This window comes from Allobosea sp. GW823-FHT02B03, from assembly GCF_058797755.1.
This window is the reverse complement of the sequence record NZ_JBXAJY010000003.1, coordinates 33,588-55,683: the sequence shown is the minus strand read 5'-3', so window position 1 is coordinate 55,683 and position 22,096 is coordinate 33,588. Positions and strand designations below refer to the sequence as shown.

Here is a 22,096-nt window from a genome sequence, read left to right as displayed (position 1 = left end):
GACAAAGGCCTCGTTGACCTAGAGGACCCCCCTTCACTTTCATGCATTCGGCAACAGCGATCAGCGAGAAACGATATTGCGTAGGATTGGTCGCTCGCATAATAATTGATCTGCCGAACAACGATTTCGGCCCAGGTCCAGCTGATTGCGGGCCTTTCTTTCAAGGGGGACGCTCACTAACTCGGAGGAAGCATCGATGACTCGACGTGTTCGCTTCGTGTTGCCCTATGCCCTACTGGCCTCTGTTGCCCTGCCTGGAATGGCAACAGCCCAAAGCGGCGGAACTCCCGGGCTCACCAGCACTACCGTGATGTCCGGCCGCGACCTGACCTGGGACATGGCCTTCCTACCCGACGGCACAATGTTCTTCACCGAGAAGTGCAGCGGACTCTCGGTCCGGCTACCATCCGGCAAGATCAACGCCTTGCTCGGCATCAAGGATTCCAAAAACTACCCTGACACCGCATCCGATCTCTTCTGCGGTGGTCAGGCTGGAATGTACGGTGTTGCGATCGACCCGGAATTCGCCACCAACCGCTTCATCTACGTGGCCTCGGCTTCGAACATGACTGCACCGGGAACCAATCGGGTGCTGCGGCTGACGGTCAATCCCGATCTGACCAAGGTCTCGAACCGGCAGGATATCGTCACCGACATCGCCTACAAGCCCTTGCCCAGCAACCATCCCTTCGGCGATCCCGGCGCGCATAATGGCGGGCGCCTGCGCTTCGGCCCCGGGGACGGCTTTCTCTATGTGACGACGGGCGACACCCATAATGGCGAGGTGCCGCAAAGCCCGACCCGCATGGGTGGCAAGGTCCTGCGCATCGACCGGGACGGCAAGGCCGCACCCGGCAACAATGCGCCGCAGGGCTTCGATCCACGGATATTCACCTATGGACATCGGAACCCGCAAGGCATCTGCTTCCGCCCCGGAACGAACCAGCCCTACACGGCGGAAAACGGCCCCTGGCACAGCGACGAGGTGACGGCGCTCACCGCCGGCGGCAACGCCGGCTGGGACCCGCGCCCCAATATGGCCGGACGCGCCGACTGTCCCGACAACTACTGCGGCTACTCGCCGAACCAGATGGGCGCGGTGGATCCGAAGGATCGCTCGGCGTTCATGCCGATGACCGACACCAAGACCTATCCCAACGCGATGAAGCCGGCCTGGAACAACGAAATGCTCTCGCAGGGCATGTCGTCCTGCGTATTCCTGAACGGTCCGCAGTGGAAGGACTGGAACGGCCGGATGGTGGTGACCTTCATGGGAATCGGCATCCATGGAACACCGGTCGGCAACCGGCTCGACGTGCTCGACATCACGCCTGACGGCTCGTCCGCCAAGCGCACCACGGTATCCCTGCCGATGCCGGCCGGGCGCTTCCGGTCAGTCGTGCAGGCGCCGGACGGCAGCATGTACGTGGCCACCGACCAGGGCGACGTCTACCAGCTCAAGCCCAACTGAGCGCGAACAGCAGCCGCGCCCGCCGATCAGGCGGCGCGGCTGGTCCGTCCTCTGCTGAGGCGCCGCCCCTGCGATCCCGTCCAATCCGGATCGCGCATGAGGGAATTCTGCCCATGCCTGACTTTCGCCAATGCGCGACAGCCTTCTTCGTCGTGCTTCTGACCTCGTCGAGCGCCGTCGCGAGCCCGGAGCTCGCCAGGAGCAAGAACTGCGTGGCCTGCCACCACCTCGAACGCAAGATGATCGGTCCGGCCTTCAAGGCGGTCGCCGAGCGCTACGGAAAGGACGAGGCCGCAATCAAGACGTTGAGCGAGAAGGTCGTGAAGGGCGGCGGCGGCGTTTGGGGACAAACACCGATGCCCCCGCAACCGGCCGTTTCGCCGGAAGACGCCGAAATTCTCGTGAAGTGGATTCTCTCCCAGTAGCGAGACTTGAGTGTCGGCCCCGCGAGGAGCTGACGCGGGCCGATGTTGAAGGACGGCTCGTCCTTCGTCGACGCAGCGAGATGACGCCGCCCGGCCGTCGGCCTCGTTTGCAACACGCTGGTGCCGGGTGTAACCTTCGCCTGCTTTCCCGAGCGAAAGCTGGCGACGATCTGGAGATACCGATCATGCGCAAGTGGAAAAAGCCCACGATCATCGAAGTCACGGTCGGCTGCGAAGTGACGTCCTACGCTCCCGCCAAGCTCTGACGTTTCGGCTCAGCGGCCCAAAGCTATTGTCCTAGGCGGGACGCAGAGGCGCCTTCTCGGATTGGCGCCGAGCAATGAGTGTTGCGGCATGAGGACCGGCCTCCCCTCCGCCAAACAGCCGGGAGGCCGGTCATCGCGCTTTTGTGCGATGCGTTCCGCATCGTCGCCTGATCTGGTGCTTGACGAGTTCGCGCGAGCCGCCGCCCCATGAAAGCCGACGTCACGCATATCGATATCGCAACCCTTGTCCCGGCCTTGCCCCGTGGCGTTCGCTTGCGCTTCGACGAGAGCCGCCAGCAATGGTTCCTTCTCGGCCCTGAGCGCGTCTTCGAACCTGACGAGATCGCGCTCGAGATCCTGAAGCGCGTCGATGGCCAGCGCAGCGTCGAGACCATAGCGCAGGAACTGGCGACCGCGTTCGAGGCGGACCGCGACGAGATCGCCGGCGACGTCATGGCGTTTCTGCGTGGCCTCGCCGATCAGAGGATGGTTGATCTGTGAGCGATGTCGAGACGCTCCCGCAAGCCACGCCCGCCCGGCCGACATTGCCGCCGCCCATGGGCCTGCTGGCGGAGCTGACGCATCGCTGCTCCCTGCGCTGCCCCTATTGCTCCAACCCGCTCGAACTCGACCGGCGCTCTCAGGAACTCTCCACTGCCGAGTGGAAGCGGCTGATCGATGAAGCCGCTGCCCTCGGGGTGCTGCACATCTACTTTTCCGGCGGCGAGCCGATGCTACGGCGCGATATCGCCGAGCTCGTCGCGCATGCGCGTGATGCCGGGCTCTACACAAACATGATCACCTCCGGCGTCGGCTTTCAGCCGGCCGTGCTGGACGCAGTGGCCGAGGCCGGACTCGACCATATCCAGCTCTCGGTACAGGCGATCGACGCCAGGACCTGCGATCGTGTCGCCGGCTATGAGGGCGCTGCTGAGCGCAAGCGCATCGTCGCGGCCGCCATTGCCCGGCTCGGCCTGCGCCTCACCGTGAACGCCGTCATCCACCGCGAGAACGTGCACGAAATTCCCGCCTTCGTAGAGCTTGCCGAAGCCTGGGGCGCAGCGCGGATCGAGATCGCCCATGTGCAGTATTACGGCTGGGGCCTCGTCAACCGCGCCAGGCTGATGCCGACGCGCCAGCAGGTCGAGACCGCGATGGTGCAGGTCGACGAGGCGCGGAGCCGCACGGTGGGGCGCCTTGTCATCGACAGCGTGCTGCCCGACTATTATGCCCGCTATCCGAAGGCCTGCATGGGCGGCTGGGGCGCACGGCTGATGAACGTCACGCCCTCGGGCCGCGCCCTGCCCTGCCATGCCGCCGAGACGATCGCGGGGCTCGCCTTCGACAGTGTACGCGAGGCCAGCCTGTCGGAGATCTGGTATCGCGGCGCGGCGTTCGACGCCTTCCGAGGCACGGACTGGATGAAGGAGCCGTGCCGCAGCTGCGCCCGCAAGGAGCAGGATTTCGGTGGCTGCCGCTGCCAGGCCATGGCCCTGGCTGGGGACGCGGCGGCGACCGACCCCGCCTGCTCCCTGTCACCGCTGCACGAAAAGCTGGTTGCGCTGGCGGAAGCAGAAGCTGCCTCCGAGCGCAGCGACTTCATCTACCGCGGCTACCAGGGCGTTTGACGAAGACAGCGTTCTGAGCCGGAGTAACCTGGCTCCTCCGAAACGCCGTCAAGGCACCGGCACGAAAGCGCCGGGCGGAACATGGCCGGGCGCGACATAGGCGTGATGCAGTGCATCCAGCATCGCCCAGAGCACGTCACATTTGAACTCCAGCGCCGCGATCACCGCGCGCTGCTCGGCGGGCGTGCGGGCATGGACCGTCACATAGCCGAGGGCGGTCTCGACATCGCGCCGCGCCTGCTCCGGACGGGCGGTGAAATAGCTCAGGCTCTCGGGGCTGACGAAGTCGTAATGCGCCAGCATGCCTTCGACGCGGTTGCGGATGATCTTTGGCGAGAACAGCTCGGTCAGCGAGGAAGCGACCGCCTCCAGCAGAGGCCGCTCGCGCACGAAATTGACATAGGCCTCGACCGCGAAACGGGTCGCCGGCAGCACGCCGCGATGGGCCTGCACATCGGCGCGAGCCAGCCCCAGACTTTCGCAGAGCCGCAGCCAGCGCTCGATGCCACCCTCGCCATCATGGTCGCCGTCATGGTCGACGAGGCGCTGACGCCAGGCCCGCCGGAGCGCGGGGTCATTGGCCCGGGCGATCAGATAGGCGTCCTTCACCGGGATATGGGCCTGATAGGTGAAGCGGTTGAGCGCCCAGGCCTGGACCTCGCCCTTGCTGCACTGGCCGGAGTGGAGCCGCGCATGAAAGGGATGCTTGTCGTGATAGCGCGCCTCGCCGACCTCGCGCAGGCGCCGTTCCAGTTCCTCGGGCGATAGCAAAGCGCTCACAGCTCGATCTCCATGCCGTCATGGGCCACCGCGACACCAGCCGCTTCGATCATCAGACGTTCCGGCGATCCCGCGATCAACGCCGGATTGGTGTTGTTGAGATGGATGTAGACTTTTCGCGCGACCGGGAGCCCTGAAAGCCAAGCCAGCGAGCCATCGTCGCCTGCGATCGGCATGTGCCCCATGCGGCGGCCGGTCTTCTGGCCGACGCCGACCCTGATCATCTCGTCATCGGTGAACAAGGTGCCGTCGAAGAACAGCAGGTCCGCGCCGTCCACCCTGGTGCGCAGATCGTCGGACAGGGCGGCGCAGCCCGGGACGTAGACGATCGATCGCCCGCCACCGCTGATCCTGACGCCCGCCGTTTCCCCGGCCTCGGATTCGAGCTTTGGATCCTGGTCCTCGAGGTAGAGCGGAGCCTTGCCGGGAACCGGAAACAGCTCCGCCACGAGGCCGTCGGCCAGCGTGATTGGCGCCGAGGCGCTCGCGGCCACGCGGCGTGCCGGCACCGCGGCGAAGATCGGATTGGCGGCGATCGCATCGAGAACCGGCGGCAGCGCGACCAGATCGAACGCATGTCGCTCGCGCAGGCTGAGCAGCCCCGTGACATGGTCGATCTCGGCGCTGCTAAGGATGACCGCGCCGATCGGCGAATGCCGCTCCCCGCGCGGCCACAGGGCCGGCGTCGCGCGGATCTGGCTACCGAGATCGGGGGAAGCGTTCAGCAGGGTCCAGCCGGCGCCATCGAAGCTCACCGCGAGGCTCGCCTGCGTCCGCCAGGGGGCGCGGGGATCCCCGTTCCAGGCCGCCGCACAGACCCGGCACCCGCAATTCCATTGCGGGAAACCGCCGCCGGCCGCGGCGCCGAGCACGATGGCCTTCACCGGCGCGCCTCGGATCGCCGCCTTCTTGCAGGCTCGCCGGGCGAACGCCCCGGCCTCCGGCCCCTCGCCCCGCATTCGCCCCAGGACATGTCCGGCTCCTTCGATCGTGCGAAGTGTCGATGAACGCGGGCATGCCGTTCGCGCCGCCAGCGTTAGCCTAGGCGCTGTTTGCCCTCTGCTTCAACACCCACGCCATTGCACGGCGCTACCGCATCAGATGCTTGATGCCGCCGACCGCCTCGTTGACGCCCAGGCCAACCTCGTTGGTGATGCCGCTGAACGCGCCGACGACGGCTCCGACGACGGTGCCCGCGCTGGCGACGCCAATCGTCCCATTGCTGAGAGCTCTGCCCTTATCGGAACTGTCGGAGACGGACCGACCTATCCTTCTCAGGCCGTCCAACACATTGTAGCCGCCGTTCACGTCTTCCAACCTCTCGTCGTTCAGCGGGATGTTGTTTCGTTCCGTGCTCATCAACCTGCTCCTGCTCGGGCAAGGCCCGTCGTTGAGCAAGCTGTAGCCTCGCCGGCTTACAGGACGCTTACAGGGTGCCGTGCCGCCCTGAGCAGCCCCCTCGCCCGGCCCGCTTGGCGGTTGTTCAGTACCGGGCCAAACAGGATTGGCTCGCCAGAGCTTCCCGGCCGGTTAGATGAATCATCTTCATCAAAGCGCACATTCTGCAAATTTGTCTTTCGCGGCGCGTCGGATACCCTGCCAGACATGCGCCGCTATCCGCGTCGGTCTGGGAGCTCGGGATAAGCCATGCGGTCGCAGCTCTATGCCCGTCTGAAGCTGCGGCAGATCGAGATCATCATCGCCGTTGCCGAGCAGGGCAGCTTTCTCGCCGCGGCCCACACGCTCAGCATCACGCAACCGGCCGTATCGAAGGCGGTGCAGGATGTCGAGCAGGTCATCGGCCACCAGATCTTCGACAGGACGGCGCGCGGGGTGATGATCACCCCCTTCGGCTGCGCCGTCGTCGAACGGGGGCGCGCGATGCTGTCGCTGGTCGAGCGCCTCGCCGATGATGTCGGCCTGATCGAGCAGGGCCGCGCCGGCACGCTGGTGATCGGCGCCCTGCCGACCGCCGCGACGAGCGTGCTGCCGCCTACGCTAGGCCGGTTGCGCGCCTCGAACCCCGAGCTCAACATCCGGCTGGTGCAGGGCCGGACGGCCGAGCTGATGCCACAGCTCGAAAGCGGCAAGCTCGACCTGATCGTCGGCCGGCTCTACGAGCTCGAGACGCCCCATGACGTCCACCGCGAGACGATCTATCACGAGCCGATCTCGGTACTGGCGCGGGCCGGTCACCCGCTGCTGCAGGGCTCGGAAGCCGCGACGGCGAGCCTCGCCGATTGCGGATTGGTGCTGCCCTCGCTCGAACAGCGGCTCGGCCAGGAGATCGATTCAGTCATCGCCTATTCCGGCCTCGACATGCCGGGCGCGCCGCTGCGCTCGAGCTCGATCTCGTTCATCCGCGAGCTGATCCTGTCGAGCAACTACGTCACGGTGCTGCCGCGGCTGATGCTCGCGGGCGATCTCGGGCGCGGGGCGGTGCAGATCCTTCCGGTCGCTATGGCCTCGAGCAGCCGGCCGGCCGGGATCATCACCCTTCGAAACCGCCGTCGCCCCGCCGCAGTCGCGGCGCTGGTCGCGGCATTGCGCGAGCATCTGCGCGAGTTGCGGGCGACCGGCCTGCTCGACGATGACGGGGCCGCGCCGTCCGTCAGCGCAGCCTGATATTCCCCGCGCTTATAGCTTTTCGCCAGGCCGCGCCGAAGACTTCGCGCCGCCCCCGCCGCTAGCCTGCCGCCATCGATCCCAGGGCGAGCCGGCATGCTGCAAGAGACCTCACGCGAAACACTCTCCGAGCGGAGCCTGGACCTGCTCTTCCGCGAGGCGCGCACCCATCACGCCTGGCTGCCCCGCCCCGTCACGGAGGCGCAGCTGCGCGAGTTGCACGCGCTCTCCCGCATGGCGCCGACCAGCAACAATATCAGCCCGCAGCGCATCGTCTTCGTCGTCTCGCCCGAGGCCAAGCAGCGGCTGCGCCGTGGCCTGAAGCCCGGCAATGTCGACAAGACGATGGCGGCGCCGGTCACCGCCATCCTCGGCATCGACAACCGCTTCTTCGACCATCTCGAACTCCTGGCCCCGCATGCCGTCGACCGCCGGGCGGGCTATCTCGCCGATCCCGATCTCGCGACCCGTGCGGCCTTCCGCAATGCGACGCTGCAGGGTGCCTATCTGCTGATGGCGGCGCGTGCGCTCGGCCTCGATTGCGGGCCGATGTCGGGCTTCCTGCACGATGTCGTCGACGAGGAGTTCTTCCCGGGCGGACAGATCAAGTCCAACTTCCTAATCAATATCGGCTACGGCGACCCGTCCGGCGTGAGGCCGCGGGCCGCCCGCTTCGCCTTCGACGACGTCTGCCAGATCCTCTGACCAGCGCTTCGCCGCTCGCCAGCGAAAGGACCGAGCCATGGACCAACCCGTCCCCGATCGCGCCAATCGGCCGCGCCTGTGCTTCATCGGCTTCGGCGAGGCCGGCCAGGCCTTTGCCGGCGGCCTGATCGAGGCCGGCCTTCGCGACATCGCCGCCTACGACATTGCAAGCGAGGAGGCTCGGGTCCGCGAGCCCGCCGCAAGGCTCGGCGTTCGCCTGGCCCCCAGCCTGGCCGAGGCGCTCTCCGGCGCCGACTTCGTGTTCTCGGCGGTGACAGCCGCCTCCAGCATCGAAGCGGCGCGCGCGGCTGCGACGCATCTCGCGGACGGACAGGTCTTCGTCGATGTGAATTCGGTCTCGCCGGGCCGCAAACGCGAAGCCGCCGCGCTCTTCGCTCGCCCCGGCGCCTATCTCGACCTGGCGATCATGGCGCCGGTCCATCCCAAGCGCCATGCCACGCCCTGCCTGGTCGCGGGCGAGGCCGGCGAGCGCTTCATCGCGATCTTCGGCGAGTTCGGGATGAGCCTCGCCAAGGCGGGCGACGAGATCGGCGCGGCGACGACCATCAAGATGGTCCGCAGCGTCATGGTGAAGGGGCTGGAGGCATTGAGCTACGAGTGCTTCATGGCTGCGCACAAGGCCGGCGTCGAGGAGACGATCCTCGCCTCGCTCGGGCGCAGCTATCCCGGTTTCGACTGGCCGGTGGCGGTTCCCTACAATGTCAGCCGCATGCTCCAGCATGGGGTCAGGCGGGCCGCCGAGATGCGCGAAGTGGCACTCACCTTGCGCGAGCTTGGCCTCGATCCGGCCGTGACCGAGGGCGTCGTCGTCCAGCAGGAGCGGCTCGGCAGGCTCGGGCTGCAGCTCGGCCCCGAAGAGGGGCTCGCGATGCTCGAAAAGGTCGAGGACGCGCTCGGCGCGACCGCTCCAAACGGCGGGTATTCTCAAAAGTTATAGATCGAACCCGAGACCGGGCGAAGACCTGCCCGCCGCAACCCGGTACCCAGGTCAGAACCAAGAATTTCGAGGTGCCCGTCGCATGGACGCAAGGTGCCCGCCGCGAACAGGGAGAGAGATGAGATGAGCCAGCCGATCGCCGCAGATCGCCGCGAGCCGCATGATCCGGCGAAGGGCGCGGCCCCCACCGACGTCCTGCCGCGGAACCGCCAGCTCTATTTCAACGGCGACTGGCACTCGGCCGGCGGCAAGATGCTCGAACTCTTCAACCCGGCGACCGGCGCCTCGCTCGGCGAGGTCGCGCAGGCCACGGCAGGCGATGTCGATGCGGCGGTCAAGGCCGCGAAGGCCGCCTACCGCGTCTGGCGCAATGTCGCGCCGGCGGAACGCGCCAAGATCCTGCGGCGGATCGCCGAGATCGTCAGGGCCAATGCTCGCGAACTCGCCCTGATCGACGCGATCGACGGCGGCAACCCGGTCCACGAGATGCTCGGCGACGTCGCCAATGCCGCCGCGCAGCTCGACTTCTTCGCCGGGCTCGTCACCGAGATGAAGGGCCAGTCGGTTCCGCTCGGCCGGGACTCGGTGAATTTCTCGGTGCGCGAGCCGCGCGGCGTGATCGGCCGCATCATCCCGTTCAACCACCCCTTCATGTTCTGCGCCGCCAAATCGGCAGCGCCCCTCGCCGCCGGCAACACCGTCATCGTCAAGCCGCCGGATCAGGCGCCGCTGAGCTCGCTGCGCTTCGCCGAGTTGATCGAGGGCTTGCTGCCGCCGGGCGTCTTCAGCGTCCTGCCCGGCGGCCGCGATGCGGGGGCGGCGCTGGCCTCGCACCCCGATGTCGCGATGATCTCGCTGATCGGCAGCGTCCAGGCCGGCCGGGCCGTAATGAAGGCCGGCGCCGACACGATCAAGCCGGTGCTGCTCGAGCTCGGCGGCAAGAACGCGCTCGTCGCGCTCGCCGACGCCGATCCCGACGAGGTCGCGGCCGCCGTCGTTGCCGGCATGAACTTCATCTGGTGCGGCCAGTCCTGCGGCTCGACCAGCCGCGCCTTCCTGCATGAATCCATTCACGACGCGGTCGTCGAGCGGATTGCCGAGCGCGTGAAGCATTTCCGCCCGGGCGACCCGTCCGACCCGGCGACCACCATGGGCGCGATCATCAGCCGGCAGCAGCTCGACAAGGTGATGGGTTTCATCGCCGACACCAAGGCGGAAGGCGCAAAGCTGCTCTGCGGCGGCGGGCGTCCGCAGGATCCTGCGCTGGCCAAGGGCAATTTCGTCGAGCCGACAGTGTTCACCGAGGTGACGCCGGCGATGCGCCTTGCCCGCGAGGAGGTCTTCGGACCGGTGCTCGCCGTGTTTCGCTGGAGCGACGAGGCGAGCATGCTCGAGACGGTCAACAGCGTCGAATACGGGCTGACCTGCTCGATCTGGACCAATGATGTGCGCGATGCCCACCGCCTCGCCGCCGAGGTCCAGGCCGGCTTCGTCTGGATCAACGAGGTCTCGCGGCATTTCCTCGGCACGCCCTTCGGCGGCTACAAGCAGTCCGGTCTCGGGCGCGAGGAATGCCTCGAGGAGCTGCTGAGCTACACGCAGGAAAAGCACATCCACGTGAACCTCAAGCGGCCCGCAAGAGCCTGAATTTGCAGACTTTTACCGACGAAGGCTCCGCAAGAGAGCTGCCAGACCGCAATCTGAAAGGGAGAAGAACATGCGCCAGCTCCGTGGACGCTTCGCCTGCCTGCTTTCCGCCGCCGCCATGCTTGCGATCTCGACGGCACCCGGCTCCGCCCAGGCGCCGGCCTACCCCTCGGACCGGATCAACATGACGGTGGCCTTCGCAGCCGGCGGCTTCGTCGACACCTTCGCCCGTATCGTGGGCCAGAAGCTCAACGAGAAATGGGGCAAGGCGGTCACGGTCGAGAACCGGGCCGGAGCCGGCGGCAACACCGCCGCGGCCCTGATCGCCAACGCCAAGCCGGACGGGCTCAACCTGCTCGTCACTTCCACCGCGATCGCGATCAACGAGACCCTCTACAAGAAGCGTGACTACGCGCTCGACCAGCTCGTGCCGGTGGCGATCGCCGCCTCCTCGCCCGAGAGCATCGCGACCCACCCTTCCAAGCCCGGCACGCTGAAGGACTATCTCGCCTGGGCGAAGGGCAACGAGGTTACCTTCGCCAGCGCCGGCGTCGGCTCAGGCTCGCATCTGGCGACCGAGTATTTCCTGAAGACGCTGGCCAAGCAGCCCGCCACCCATATCCCGTTCCGCGGCGGCGCCCTCTCTGTGCAGGCCGCGCTCGGCAACCAGGTCGACATGGTCGCCTCCTCCTTCGGCATCATCCCGCAGGTCGTCGAGGGCAAGCTGAAGGGCCTCGCCGTCGCAAGCGAGACGCGCGTCGCGGCGATGCCTGACGTGCCGACCTACACGGAAGCCGGCTATCCCTTCGTCGCCGAATCCTGGGTCGGCATCTTCGCCCCGGCCAAGACGCCGCCGGCCATCATCGAGCAGCTCAACGCCGCCATCACCGAGATCGTCAACGACCCGCAGACCAAGCAGAAGCTGCTCGGCATGGGCTATCTGCTCCATACCCGCTCGGCTCCGCAGACCGCCGCCTATCTCAAGGACGAGGTGCGCAAATGGGGCGAGATGGTGCAGGCCGTCGGCGTGACCGTCGAATGACCTCCGCGCCCGCGCAACTGCCGCACAAGCCTCATTCCTCGATCAGGGCGAGCCAGCCATGAACCAGTCCCAGCATGGCTCCGGCGCGAGACTGGCGGTCCGTTCGCCGCAGAACCTCGTGTCCGGACTGATCCTGATCGGCGCGGCGCTCTTCGTCGTCTGGATGCTCGGCAATCTCTCGCAGGGCACGTTGCGGGTGATGGGCCCGGCGATGGTGCCGCGCTGGACGGCGGCCGCGATCGGCCTCTTCGGCGCCGTACTGGTGGTCATGGGCTTCACCCAGGAGGGCGACGCACTGGAGCGCTGGCATTTGCGCGGCCCGGCCTTCGTGCTCGCCGGCATCGTGCTGTTCGCGGCGACGATCCGCCAGCCCGGCTTCATCGTGGCGGCGCCGCTCGCCATGATCGTCGCGGGCTTCGGCTCGCGCGAGGTCAGGCCGCGCGAGCTCGTGATCTTCGCTCTGGTGATGACGCTGGCCTGCGCGCTGCTGTTCCGCTTCGCGCTCAACCAGCCGATCCCGATGCTAGTCCTGCCGGCATTCTCGATCAATCTCTGAGGCGGGCATGGAACTGGTCCAGAATCTCGGCCTCGGCCTCGGCATCGCGCTGTCGCCGACCAATATCGCGCTCTGCTTCGCCGGCTGCATGCTCGGCACGCTGATCGGCGTGCTGCCCGGCATCGGGCCGATCGCGACGATCGCGATCCTGCTGCCGCTGACCTTCGGGCTCGATCCGACGGCAGCGCTGATCATGCTGGCCGGCATCTATTACGGTGCACAATATGGCGGCTCCACCGCCTCGATCCTGCTCAACATTCCCGGCGAGTCGAGCGCGGTCGTCACCGCCATCGACGGCCACGAGATGGCCAGGCAGGGCCGCGCCGGCATCGCGCTGGGCATCTCGGCGATCGGCTCCTTCATCGCCGGCACGGTGGCGACGCTGGTCATCGCCGCGCTCGCCGCGCCGCTCGCCGGAATCGCCCTGATCTTCGGCCCGGCCGAGTATTTCGCGCTGATGCTGATGGGCCTCGCCTTCGCCGTGCTGCTGGCGCGCGGCTCGGTGCTCAAGGCGATCATCATGATCCTGGTCGGCGTGCTGCTCTCGACCGTCGGCCCGGACCTGACCACCGGCCAGCTCCGCCTGACCTTCGGCGCCACCTGGCTCGCCGACGGCATCGAGATCGCGCTGCTCGGCATGGGTTTGTTCGGCATCGCCGAGGTCTTCCGCAGCCTGGAGCATGGCGAGGCCCGCAAGGTCCGCGACACCCAGATCGGCCGCCTCCTGCCCGGCCGCGACGAGTTGCGCGCCTCGGCCAAGCCGATCGTGCGCGGCACCCTGCTCGGCTCGATCCTCGGCATCCTGCCAGGCAACGGCGCCGTGCTCGCCCCTTACGCCTCCTATACGCTGGAGAAGAAGCTCGCCCGCGAGCCGCGGCGCTTCGGCCGTGGCGCCATCGAAGGCGTCGCGGGGCCGGAATCCGCGAACAATGCCGGCGCTCAGACCTCCTTCATCCCGCTGCTGACGCTCGGCATCCCCCCGAACGCGGTGATGGCGCTGATGGTCGGCGCGATGACGATCCACGGCATCGTGCCCGGGCCGCAGATCATGACCAAGATGCCGGATCTGTTCTGGGGCCTGATCGCCTCGATGTGGATCGGCAACCTTATGCTGCTCGTCATCAACCTGCCGATGGTCGGGCTCTGGGTGAAGCTGCTGAAGGTGCCCTACCGGCTGATGTTCGTCGGCATCGTGATCTTCTGCTGCATCGGCGTCTACTCGATCAACAGTGAGCCGGCCGACATCCTGATCATGGGCGCGCTCGCCGTCTTCGGCTACGGGCTGACCAAGTTCGGCTTCGAGCCGGCGCCGCTGACGCTCGGCTTCGTGCTCGGCCGGATGATGGAGGAGAACCTCCGCCAGGCGCTGATGATCTCGCGCGGCAATCTCATGACCTTCGTCGAGCGGCCGATCGCCGCCATCCTCATCGTGATCGCGCTCGCGATGCTCACGGTCGCCGTCCTCCCGGCGATCCGCAAGGGCCGCGACGAGGTCTTCAGCGAATAGGCGCGGCCGAAGCCGCGACAGAACCATGGACAGCAACATGCATAGCGAGACGGGCACCGCGGCGACGACGACGGAACGGTGGGGCAGCGACGTCGTCGCCGAGACCATCAGGGCACTGGGCTACCGCCATGTCGCGCTGGTGCCGGGGGCGAGCTTCCGCGGCCTGCACGACAGCCTGGTGAACCATCTCGGCAATCACGACCCGGCGATGATCGTCTGCCTGCACGAGGAGCATGCGGTCGCCATCGCCGACGGCTTCTCGCGCGTGGCGCAGGAGCCGATGGCGGTGATCCTGCACTCCAATGTCGGGCTGATGCACGCCACGATGACGATCTTCAACGCCTGGTGCGACCGCCGGCCGATGCTGATAATCGGCGCCACCGGCCCGGTCGACGCCCATCGCCGTCGGCCCTGGATCGACTGGATCCACACCGCGCGCGACCAGGGCGCGCTGGTGCGCCACTACACGAAATGGGACGACCAGCCGGCTTCGGCCGAGGCTGCGGTGGAATCGCTGCTGCGGGCCGACCAGATCGCCCGCACGGCGCCGACCGGCCCGGTCTATGTCTGCCTCGACGCCGAGATGCAGGAGGCCCGGCTCGACCGCGAGGTCGCCGTGCCGGATGTGCGCCGCTTCGCCCCGCCCCGCCCTGCCGCCGCGCCGGCGGAGGATATCGCCGCGACGCTCGCGATCCTGCGCGCCGCAAAAGCGCCTGTCCTGCTCGTCGGCCGGGTCTCGCGCGGCTGCGCCGACTGGCAGCGCCGCATCGCGCTGGCCGAACGCCTGGGCGCGACGGTGCTGACCACGACGCACAACGCGCCCGGTTTCCCGACCGAGCATGCCCTGCACGGGCTGGCGCCGGTCGGTGAGCGGCCGAACGAGGCGGAAATGGCGCTGCTGCGCGCAGCCGATGCGATCATCAGCCTCGACTGGCACGACCTCGCGGGCTTCCTCAGTGCCCGCTGCGGCGCCTCGCAGACGCAGAAGCCGCTGGATATCCCGATCGTGCATTGCTCGCTCGACGGCCATGTCGCCAATGGCTGGAGCATGGACCATCAGGCCCTGCCGGCGAGCGATGTCAGGGTGGCGGCCGATCCCGACCGCTTCGTGGCGCAGCTTCTGGAGGCCGCCGGTGCCGACTGGAGCCCGGCCGCACCGCTCATCCCGGCTGACCAGCACTGGACGCTGGGCGCGCCGACGGGGCCGGACCGCAGTGCGGTTTTCAACTCCGAGCAGCTCGCCTTCACGCTCTCGGAGTTCGCAGGCGATCGCGAGATCACCTTCGCGCGGCTCTCCTTCGGCTGGCCGCGCAGCGCCTGCCGCTTCCGCACCCCGCTCGACTTCCTCGGCAAGGATGGCGGCGGCGCGGTCGGTACCGGGCCCGGGCACAGCATCGGCGCCGCGATCGCGCTGCGCGACAGCGGCCGAATGACCATCGGCGTCATCGGCGACGGCGATTATCTGATGGGCGTCAACGCGCTGTGGACGGCGTCGCACCAGCGCGTGCCGCTGCTGCTCGTGATCGCCAACAACCGTTCCTATTTCAACGACGAGGTTCATCAGGAGCGCATGGCCCGCCAGCGCGGCCGGCCGGTCGAGAACAAGTGGATCGGCCAGCGGCTCGACGATCCGCCGCCCGACCTGATCGGGCTCGCGCGCTCGCAGGGCTTCGAAGGCGGCGCGCCGGTGCGCAGCGTCGACGAGCTGATCGCCGAGCTCGAACGCGGCGCGGCCGTGGTCGCCGCCGGCGGCCGCTACATCATCGATGCGCTGATCGTCCCGGGCTATTCCGACCGATGAGCCAGCATGATCCAGCCACGCCACGCCTCAGCGTCGGCTGCGGCGCCTATGACCGGACCTGGCCGCTGATCGCCGGCGTGGTCCGGCCCGAGGGCTTTGCGCTCGACTGGTCGATCCTGCCGCCCGAGGAGGTCTTCCTGCGCGGCATGCTCGGCGGCGAGTTCGACATCACCGAGATGTCGCTCTCGACCTATCTCTTGCTGCGTTCGCGCGGCAGCTGCCGCTATCTCGGCCTGCCACTCTTCGTCTCGCGAAAATTCCGCCACAGCGCGCTCTATGTGCGAGGGGATTCCGGCATCGAGCGACCCGAGGATTTCGCCGGCCGCCGCGTCGGCGTGCCGGAATACCAGCTTACCGCCAATGTCTGGGTGCGCGGGCTGCTGGCGGACGAGTACGGCGTCCGGCCGGAGGCGATCCACTGGATCATGGGCGGCATCGATGCGCCCGGACGGGAGGAGAAGGTGCCGGTCAACCTGCCTCCGCACTTTCGGGCGACGCGACTGCCGGCCGGCGAGACGCTCTGGCAATGGCTGCTCGACGGCAAGCTCGATGCGATCATCGCGCCACGCGCCCCGCAGGCCTTCGCCGCCGGCCACCCTGCGATCAGGCGCCTCTTCGCCGACGTCCCCGCGGCGGAAAAGGCCTACTACCGCAAGACCGGTCTCTTCCCGCCGATGCACCTGATCGGCATCCGCGAGGATGTGGCGGAGCGCCATCCCGAACTCTCTCCGGCGCTCGCTGCCGCCTTCGAGGAGGCGAAGGCCTTCGCTGCGCATGAGCTGCATCAATACGCCTATGACACGGCGATGCTGCCCTGGCAGGAGGCGGCGCTGCGCGAGACCGAAGCGGTGATGGGGACGGACTACTGGGCCTATGGCATCGAGCCCAACCGCAAGGCGATCGAAGCCATGGCGCGCTATTCCTTCGAGCAGGGCATCGTGGACCGGCAGCTCGGCGTCAGCGAGATCTTCCCGCTCGACCTCTAGACGCGTGCATGCCGGGACCGCCCCGCGTGCCCCGGCGGTCCCGATCACGCTCGTGTGAAGCATCGTGCCCGGGCGTTTCCTGGCCAGGCGGCATGCCTGCGCTCCCGCTCGTGCCGCAGCGCGCTGACGGCACCAATTGCAGACCAGGAACGCTCCAAAGCCTTGGCGAGCAAGCGAGAAGCAGAACGATGGGGCGATGGCATCGCGGCCGCGGCTATCCCACAGCAGCCGTGATGTCGGGCTTCCGCCAGCGGCCGGCGCATCCGGAGGGCTGTGTGGCGTAACGCCGCAATTGGGGATAGTCTCCCCGTGACTTGCCGCGAGGAGATGGAGCTTCCTTCTCGGGCACAGTGGAGATGCCATGCCTCGATAATGCCCTCAGAACAGGCGTCCTTTCATGCGCCACGCGATCGAGACCGCACCGAAGGACGGGCATTTCGTCATCCTGGAGGATGACGCGAATGCGGTTTTCGACGTTGGGCGCTGGTCGGCGGAGGCAGGAGGCTGGATCGGGAAGGACGGTAATCCCGTCAAGATCACGCCGACGCATTGGCACCCCTTCGCCCGCGATGCCTATCTCCGGCCGGACGAGGGAGAAGTGGTCGCGGATGATGTCGCCGGACCCAGATGGCGACGCTTCGCTGCACCCGCCGTCGGTGTCGTCGCAGTGGCGGTGGCGTTGTTCTACTTCGTGAGGCAGGAAACCGTCGAGCGACCTGCCAAGGATGGTGCTGTCGCCCAGAACAGCCGCTCGCCGAGCAAGGACTTGCAGGCAGCGCTCCCCGAGGTCCGGCAGACCGCCGAGAACCGGGCCAATCCACCCGCGGAAGAAGCGCAGACGGTTCGAGAGCAGCGCCTCGCTGCGACGCCGGGGCCAACCACGCAGCGCCTCCCGAACCAGAACGTTCCCGATGCCCTGACGCCGGAGACAGCCACTGCGCAGGAACTCGGCAAGGCCCGGCGCACCATCGAGCGCCTCGAAGCGCAACTGCGAACAGGCGCGGCCGCCGAGCAGTTGCTGAAGCAGGAGCGCGAGCGCGCAGGTGTCCTCGCAGAGCAGGTCGCGGCTGCCCGACAGGCACTGGCAGCGCACACCGCGCAGCGTCATCAGGCCGTCGAGGAAGAACGATCCCGCAGCACCGCCTTGAAGAATGAGCTGGCCATGGCGCGGCGCGAGATCGAGGCGCAGGCGTCGCAATCGCGTAAGGCGAACGGCGAGACGGAGCAGGTCAAGCCGGCGGAGAGCGCCAAGACCGAGCAATCGCTCGAGGAGCAGCGTCAGAAGATGGAAGCCGCCTTGGCACAAGCCGCGGCGGCCCGACAGGACCTGACCACGAGCACTGCGCAGCATGGCCGGGCCCTCGACGAGGAGCGCGCCCGAAGCGCGGCCCTGGCGACCGAGCTGGCGACAGTGCGGCACGAGATCGAGACGCAGGCGGCACGGTCGCGCCGGGCTGACAGCGAGGCGGCGCAACTCAGGCAGGCGGAGACTGCGACGACCGAACAACTACTGGAACAGCAGCGCCAGAAGATGGCGGAGGCTGTCGCCGAAGCCGCAGCCGCGCGGCAGAATCTGGCGGCAACGACTGCGCGACACGGCCAGATCCTCGACGAGGAACGCGCCCGCAGCGCCGCCCTCACGAACGAGCTGGCGAAAGCGCGACGCGAGGCCGAAACACAGGCGACACAATCGCGCCAGGCGAACGACGAAGTGGCGCAGCTCAAGCAGGCCGAGGCCAGCAGGACCGAGCAATATCGTCAGAAGATGGAAGCCGCCATCGCCGAGGCAGCGGCGGCGCGACAGGATCTGACTGCGAACGCGGCGAAGTACGGTCAAGTCCTAGACGAGGAGCGCGCCCGAAGCGCCACCTTGGCGCGCGAACTGGCGACGGCGCAGCGCGAGATCGAGGCACAGATGGCACAATCGCGCCGGGTCAATGACGAGGCGACAAGGCTCAAGCAGGCTGAGGCAAAGGCCGAGCAACTGCTCGAACAGCAACGTCAGAAGATGGATGCTGCCGCCGCGGAGGCCACGGCGGCGCGACAGGATCTGGCTGCGAGCACAGCGAAGCACGGCCAGGCCCTCGACGAGGAGCGGGCCCGCAGCGCGAAACTGGTGAACGAGCTGGCGGCGGCACGACGCGAGATCGAGGCGCAGGCGGCGCAATCGCGCCAGACAAGCGGCGACACCGCACAGCTCAAGCAAGCGGAAACCGCGAAAGCCGAGCAACTGCTCGAACAGCAACGTCAGAAGATGGAAGCCGCGCTCGCGGAGGCCGCGGCAGCGCGTCAGGGCGTGGCTGCAAGCGCGGCGAAGCACGGGCAGGCTCTCGACCAGGAGCGTGCCCGCAACGCCGCCCTGGCTAACGAACTGGCAACGGCGCGGCGTGAAATCGAGGTGCAGGCCTCGCAATCGCGCAAGGCGAGCGATGAGGCGGCGCGCCTCAAGCAGGCTGAGGCCGCGAAGGCCGAGCAACTGCTCGAACAACAGCGCCAGAAGATCGCAGCCGCTTTGGCGGAGGCAGCGGCGGCGCGACAGGAACAGTCGGCGAGCGCGACCCAGCAGGGCAAGACCCTCGACGAGGAGCGAAGCCGCAGCGCCGCATTGGCCAACGAACTGGCGACGGCGCGACGCGAGATCGAGGCGCAGACAGTGCGGTCACGCCAGGTGAGCGATGAAACGGCTGAGCTCAGGCAGGCGGAGACCGCGAGGACCGAGCAATTGCTCGAACAGCAGCGCCAGAGAATGGCGGCTCTTGCAGAGACTGCGGCGGCGCGGCAGGAACTGACCGCGAGCGCGACGCAGCACGACAAGGTCCTCGAGGAGGAGCGAGCCCGCTATGCCGTCCTGGCAAACGAGCTGGCGACGGCGCGGCGCGAGATCGAGGCGCAGGCGGCGCAGTTTCGCCAGGCTGGCGAAGAGACGGGGTTCCGCAGGCAGGCGGATGAGACAAGGCTGGCGGCGCTTCAGCAGACGCTGAGGGAAGAGCGCGACAGGTCTGCCGCGTCGGCAGCCGAGCGCGATGCGGCGCGACGCGCGGCCGAGGGGCAGGCCCGGCCAGAACTCGTCACGAACGACCAGACCGCCCCGGCGATCGAGGTCAAGGACGCGACCGCCGTGCCATCGCCGGCCGTCCCGGAAGCACAGGGCGGTGCGGAGGCAGCGAGGATGATCGCGCGCGCCGGCGTGCTGCTCGGCCAGGGCGACATCGGTGGTGCGCGGATCGTGCTCGAACGCGCTGCGGACTCGGGCAGCGCTCGCGCGGTCTTCATGCTCGCCGAAACCTACGATCCCGGCGTTCTTTCGGCGTGGAAGACCTATGGAACGCGAGGCGAGGTGACGCGGGCGCGCGAACTCTACGCGAAGGCGCATGCCGGCGGCATTCAGGAGGCGAAGGAGAGGTTCGACAGCCTGGGTCGGTGAGACGCCTGTCAGGCCGGCTCCGGCCTGTGATTTTGTTGCGGTGCTCAAGAGGGAGTTGGGGGATGGAACGGTCCTCGGGAAGACGCCTGCTCTTGCTAGCCTCATTGATCGCGCTCGCCGGAGCACTTCTGGCGGACGGTCTGTCGGCACAGACGCGGCGGAACGAAGCTCAGGGGGGCGCTGCGTCGCGTCGCGCCGCGGCGCAGGAGACGCCGCAAGAGAAGATGAACGCCTGGACCGTCGGCCTTGCCGGCGGATTGATCGAGGGAGCGCCGCTGCGTCTCGCGGCGGAGATGGCGCGCGTCGCCGACGATGGACAGAACCTGCATGTCCTGCCGATCGTCACGCGCGGAGCCACCGAGAACCTGAATTCGCTGCTCTATCTGCGCGGCGTCGATACGGCGATCATCAACTCCGACGCGCTGGACGAGTACAAGGCCCAGCTGCCGCAGATCAGGCGCCGAATCACCTATGTCCTCAATCTCTTCCCGTCGGAACTTCACATCTTCGTTCGCCCCGAGATCCAGAATCTATCGGATCTCGCCGGGAAGAAGGTGAACTTCAACACCCAGGGAACCGCCGCGGCCTATTCGGGACCGCTGATCTTCAGTCGACTCGGCATCAATGCGGACAAGATGTTCATCCCGCACCAGATCGCGCTCGAGCAGATGCGCAAGGGCGAGATCGCCGCGGTCGTCTTCATCACCTCGAAGCCGGTCGATGCTTTCGTGCGCGGGCGTTTCGAGCCCGGTTTCAAGTTCCTGCCCGTCCAGTACGACAGCAAGTTCGAGGACTACTACCTGCCGGCGGTGCTGGAGGCGGGCGAGTATCCCGGCCTGATCAAGCAGGGCGAGCGGGTGCAGACGATCGCGGTGCCGACCGCGCTGGTCGCGTTCAACTGGCCGACGCAGTCAAACCGCTACCAACGCGTCGCCCGTTTCGTCGATGTGCTGTTCTCCCGCATCGACCGGCTTCAGGGACCGGGCTTCGATCCGAAGTGGAAGTCGATCAACCTGGCTGCGACCGTCCCCGGCCTCGACCGGTTCTCGGCGGCGCAGGACTGGCTGGATCGCCAGACGAGAGCGCCGCGGGCCTTGCGATGAAGGTGGTCGCCCTGTCCATCGCGATCGAGATCGCCAGCGGAGTCGCACTGGCGCAGGACGTGGCCGACCCGACGGCTCACCTTCGCGCCTGCGCTGCGATGGAATCTGCTGCACGGCTGGAATGCCTGGACAAGCTGTCGCGCAGCATCGTGCCTACCGACCGCCCGGTCCGCGGTGAAGACAACTGGATCGTCAGCGAAACGACTTCGCCGGTCGACTATACGCCGATCGTGACCGCGAAGACGTTCGCGCGCGGCGGTCCCGAAAGTTCGTTGACGCAGCTGACCATCTACTGCCGCGGCGGCCGAACGGAATTGGCGGTTTCGGGCCCGGCCGTCACCGGTGGCGGAACCGACTATATCATCGTCTATCGCGTCAATGAGGCGGCTCCCCTGCAGATCGCGGCCGGAGTGCCGTCATTCGGCTCCGGCGCCGCGTTCAGGGCCGATGTCGTGCAGTTCCTGCACTCCCTGCCTGACGAGGGCGGCCTCAATGTCCGCCTCGTGCCCCGATCCGGCGCCGCCCATGAGGGGCAGTTCGCCCTGGCCGGGCTGAAAGGGGTGCGGGCCAAGATCGCCGTAGCCTGCAAGTGGCCGAACCTCGGTGCCACCCCCGGCAACCGATGATCCTCGAACCAAACGGGAGAACGAAGATGATTGCTTGCAACGGAACTGCCCGGGCCGTGCTGATCAGCGTCGTGGCGCTCCTGATCGCCTCGCCGCCCTCCATCGCGCAGGAAAAGAGGCAGGCCTCGGCGCAGACATCGAAGCGGACTGCCGCCGAAACAAAAGCCCACCGCCTCGTCCTCCAGGTGAACTCGAACGACCCAGCGACGATGAATCTCGCGCTCAACAACGCAACGAACGTCGCGCAGCACTACAAGGAGATCGGCGAGCCCGTCGAAATCGAGATCGTCACCTTCGGGCCGGGGCTGCACATGCTCAGGGACGACACCTCCCCGGTCAAGGCGCGGATCAAGGAGCTCACGCTCAGCACGCCGGCCATATCCTTCAAGGCGTGTGGCAATACGCAGGAGAACATGAAGAAGGCTGAGAACAAGGAGATCTCGCTCATTTCCGATGTCTCGGTCGTAAAATCCGGCGTGGTGCGCGTCATGGAACTGCAGGAGCGCGGCTGGACCTATGTAAGGCCATGACAAGCAGCGCTCGGAT

Annotated in this window: 21 protein-coding genes; 18 read left to right on the top strand and 3 right to left on the bottom strand. The window is 67.4% G+C overall.

Translation table 11 applies throughout. From position 1 onward, the window contains the following. Positions 1-217 precede the first annotated feature (217 nt). The 5 genes from AC1REK_RS09990 to pqqE all read left to right on the top strand — a co-directional run bounded on the left by AC1REK_RS09990 (position 218) and on the right by pqqE (position 3,790). On the top strand, positions 218-1,471 hold the full coding sequence (locus AC1REK_RS09990; protein WP_492268165.1) for a PQQ-dependent sugar dehydrogenase: 1,254 nt from the start codon (positions 218-220) through the stop codon (positions 1,469-1,471). 113 nt (positions 1,472-1,584) lie between these two features. Further along, positions 1,585-1,896, top strand: a complete 312-nt coding sequence (locus AC1REK_RS09985; protein WP_327522760.1) for a c-type cytochrome — start codon at positions 1,585-1,587, stop codon at positions 1,894-1,896. 80 nt (positions 1,897-1,976) lie between these two features. Next, positions 1,977-2,162 carry a pyrroloquinoline quinone precursor peptide PqqA gene (gene pqqA / locus AC1REK_RS09980; protein WP_390893370.1) on the top strand — a complete coding sequence of 62 codons (186 nt, stop codon included), beginning with the start codon at positions 1,977-1,979 and terminating at the stop codon, positions 2,160-2,162. A gap of 207 nt (positions 2,163-2,369) precedes the next feature. Further along, a complete protein-coding gene (pqqD, locus tag AC1REK_RS09975) occupies positions 2,370-2,663 on the top strand; it encodes a pyrroloquinoline quinone biosynthesis peptide chaperone PqqD (protein ID WP_492268166.1) in 294 nt (97 codons plus the stop codon). 56 nt (positions 2,664-2,719) lie between these two features. Next, positions 2,720-3,790 (top strand): pyrroloquinoline quinone biosynthesis protein PqqE, encoded by a 1,071-nt coding sequence (gene pqqE, locus AC1REK_RS09970; RefSeq protein WP_492268214.1) that lies wholly within the window; start codon positions 2,720-2,722, stop codon positions 3,788-3,790. A 48-nt stretch (positions 3,791-3,838) separates the two neighbouring features. Here the strand turns inward: pqqE and pqqC are convergent, their stop codons facing one another. From pqqC to AC1REK_RS09955, 3 genes are all read right to left on the bottom strand, one after another. Continuing rightward, positions 3,839-4,570, bottom strand: coding sequence for a pyrroloquinoline-quinone synthase PqqC (gene pqqC, locus AC1REK_RS09965; RefSeq protein ID WP_492268167.1), 732 nt, complete (start codon positions 4,568-4,570; stop codon positions 3,839-3,841). Then, positions 4,567-5,454, bottom strand: coding sequence for a pyrroloquinoline quinone biosynthesis protein PqqB (gene pqqB / locus AC1REK_RS09960; protein WP_492268168.1), 888 nt, complete (start codon positions 5,452-5,454; stop codon positions 4,567-4,569). The genes pqqC and pqqB overlap by 4 nt, the downstream gene beginning before the upstream one ends. A gap of 205 nt (positions 5,455-5,659) precedes the next feature. Next, positions 5,660-5,929: a hypothetical protein gene (locus AC1REK_RS09955; protein ID WP_492268169.1), complete on the bottom strand. Its 270-nt coding sequence runs from the start codon at positions 5,927-5,929 to the stop codon at positions 5,660-5,662. Positions 5,930-6,217: 288 nt separating this feature from the next. Between AC1REK_RS09955 and AC1REK_RS09950 the strand changes: the two genes are divergently transcribed. The 13 genes from AC1REK_RS09950 to AC1REK_RS09890 all read left to right on the top strand — a co-directional run bounded on the left by AC1REK_RS09950 (position 6,218) and on the right by AC1REK_RS09890 (position 22,080). Continuing rightward, a complete protein-coding gene (locus tag AC1REK_RS09950; protein WP_316018975.1) occupies positions 6,218-7,195 on the top strand; it encodes a LysR substrate-binding domain-containing protein in 978 nt (325 codons plus the stop codon). 96 nt (positions 7,196-7,291) lie between these two features. Next, a complete protein-coding gene (locus tag AC1REK_RS09945) occupies positions 7,292-7,900 on the top strand; it encodes a malonic semialdehyde reductase (protein WP_492268170.1) in 609 nt (202 codons plus the stop codon). Positions 7,901-7,937: 37 nt separating this feature from the next. Continuing rightward, positions 7,938-8,858, top strand: a complete 921-nt coding sequence (locus tag AC1REK_RS09940) for an NAD(P)-dependent oxidoreductase (RefSeq protein ID WP_492268171.1) — start codon at positions 7,938-7,940, stop codon at positions 8,856-8,858. A 123-nt stretch (positions 8,859-8,981) separates the two neighbouring features. Next, positions 8,982-10,505 (top strand): aldehyde dehydrogenase family protein, encoded by a 1,524-nt coding sequence (locus AC1REK_RS09935; RefSeq protein WP_492268172.1) that lies wholly within the window; start codon positions 8,982-8,984, stop codon positions 10,503-10,505. Between the two features lie 70 nt (positions 10,506-10,575). Continuing rightward, positions 10,576-11,547, top strand: coding sequence for a Bug family tripartite tricarboxylate transporter substrate binding protein (locus AC1REK_RS09930; RefSeq protein WP_316018971.1), 972 nt, complete (start codon positions 10,576-10,578; stop codon positions 11,545-11,547). A gap of 58 nt (positions 11,548-11,605) precedes the next feature. After that, on the top strand, positions 11,606-12,103 hold the full coding sequence (locus AC1REK_RS09925) for a tripartite tricarboxylate transporter TctB family protein (protein ID WP_492268173.1): 498 nt from the start codon (positions 11,606-11,608) through the stop codon (positions 12,101-12,103). Positions 12,104-12,110: 7 nt separating this feature from the next. After that, positions 12,111-13,610: a tripartite tricarboxylate transporter permease gene (locus tag AC1REK_RS09920; protein ID WP_492268174.1), complete on the top strand. Its 1,500-nt coding sequence runs from the start codon at positions 12,111-12,113 to the stop codon at positions 13,608-13,610. Positions 13,611-13,647: 37 nt separating this feature from the next. Then, complete coding sequence (locus tag AC1REK_RS09915; protein WP_492268175.1) at positions 13,648-15,411, top strand: thiamine pyrophosphate-binding protein; 1,764 nt, start codon at positions 13,648-13,650, stop codon at positions 15,409-15,411. Continuing rightward, positions 15,408-16,397, top strand: coding sequence for a substrate-binding domain-containing protein (locus AC1REK_RS09910; RefSeq protein ID WP_492268176.1), 990 nt, complete (start codon positions 15,408-15,410; stop codon positions 16,395-16,397). The genes AC1REK_RS09915 and AC1REK_RS09910 overlap by 4 nt, the downstream gene beginning before the upstream one ends. Positions 16,398-16,794: 397 nt before the next feature. Continuing rightward, positions 16,795-19,821 (top strand): hypothetical protein, encoded by a 3,027-nt coding sequence (locus tag AC1REK_RS09905; protein ID WP_492268177.1) that lies wholly within the window; start codon positions 16,795-16,797, stop codon positions 19,819-19,821. Positions 19,822-19,883: 62 nt separating this feature from the next. Continuing rightward, the gene (locus tag AC1REK_RS09900; protein WP_492268178.1) at positions 19,884-20,924 is read left to right on the top strand and encodes a TAXI family TRAP transporter solute-binding subunit; all 1,041 of its coding nucleotides are present in this window, start codon (positions 19,884-19,886) and stop codon (positions 20,922-20,924) included. Beyond that, complete coding sequence (locus AC1REK_RS09895) at positions 20,921-21,550, top strand: hypothetical protein (RefSeq protein ID WP_492268179.1); 630 nt, start codon at positions 20,921-20,923, stop codon at positions 21,548-21,550. The genes AC1REK_RS09900 and AC1REK_RS09895 overlap by 4 nt, the downstream gene beginning before the upstream one ends. Before the next feature lie 56 nt (positions 21,551-21,606). Next, on the top strand, positions 21,607-22,080 hold the full coding sequence (locus AC1REK_RS09890) for a DsrE family protein (protein WP_492268180.1): 474 nt from the start codon (positions 21,607-21,609) through the stop codon (positions 22,078-22,080). The last annotated feature ends 16 nt before the right edge of the window (positions 22,081-22,096 follow it).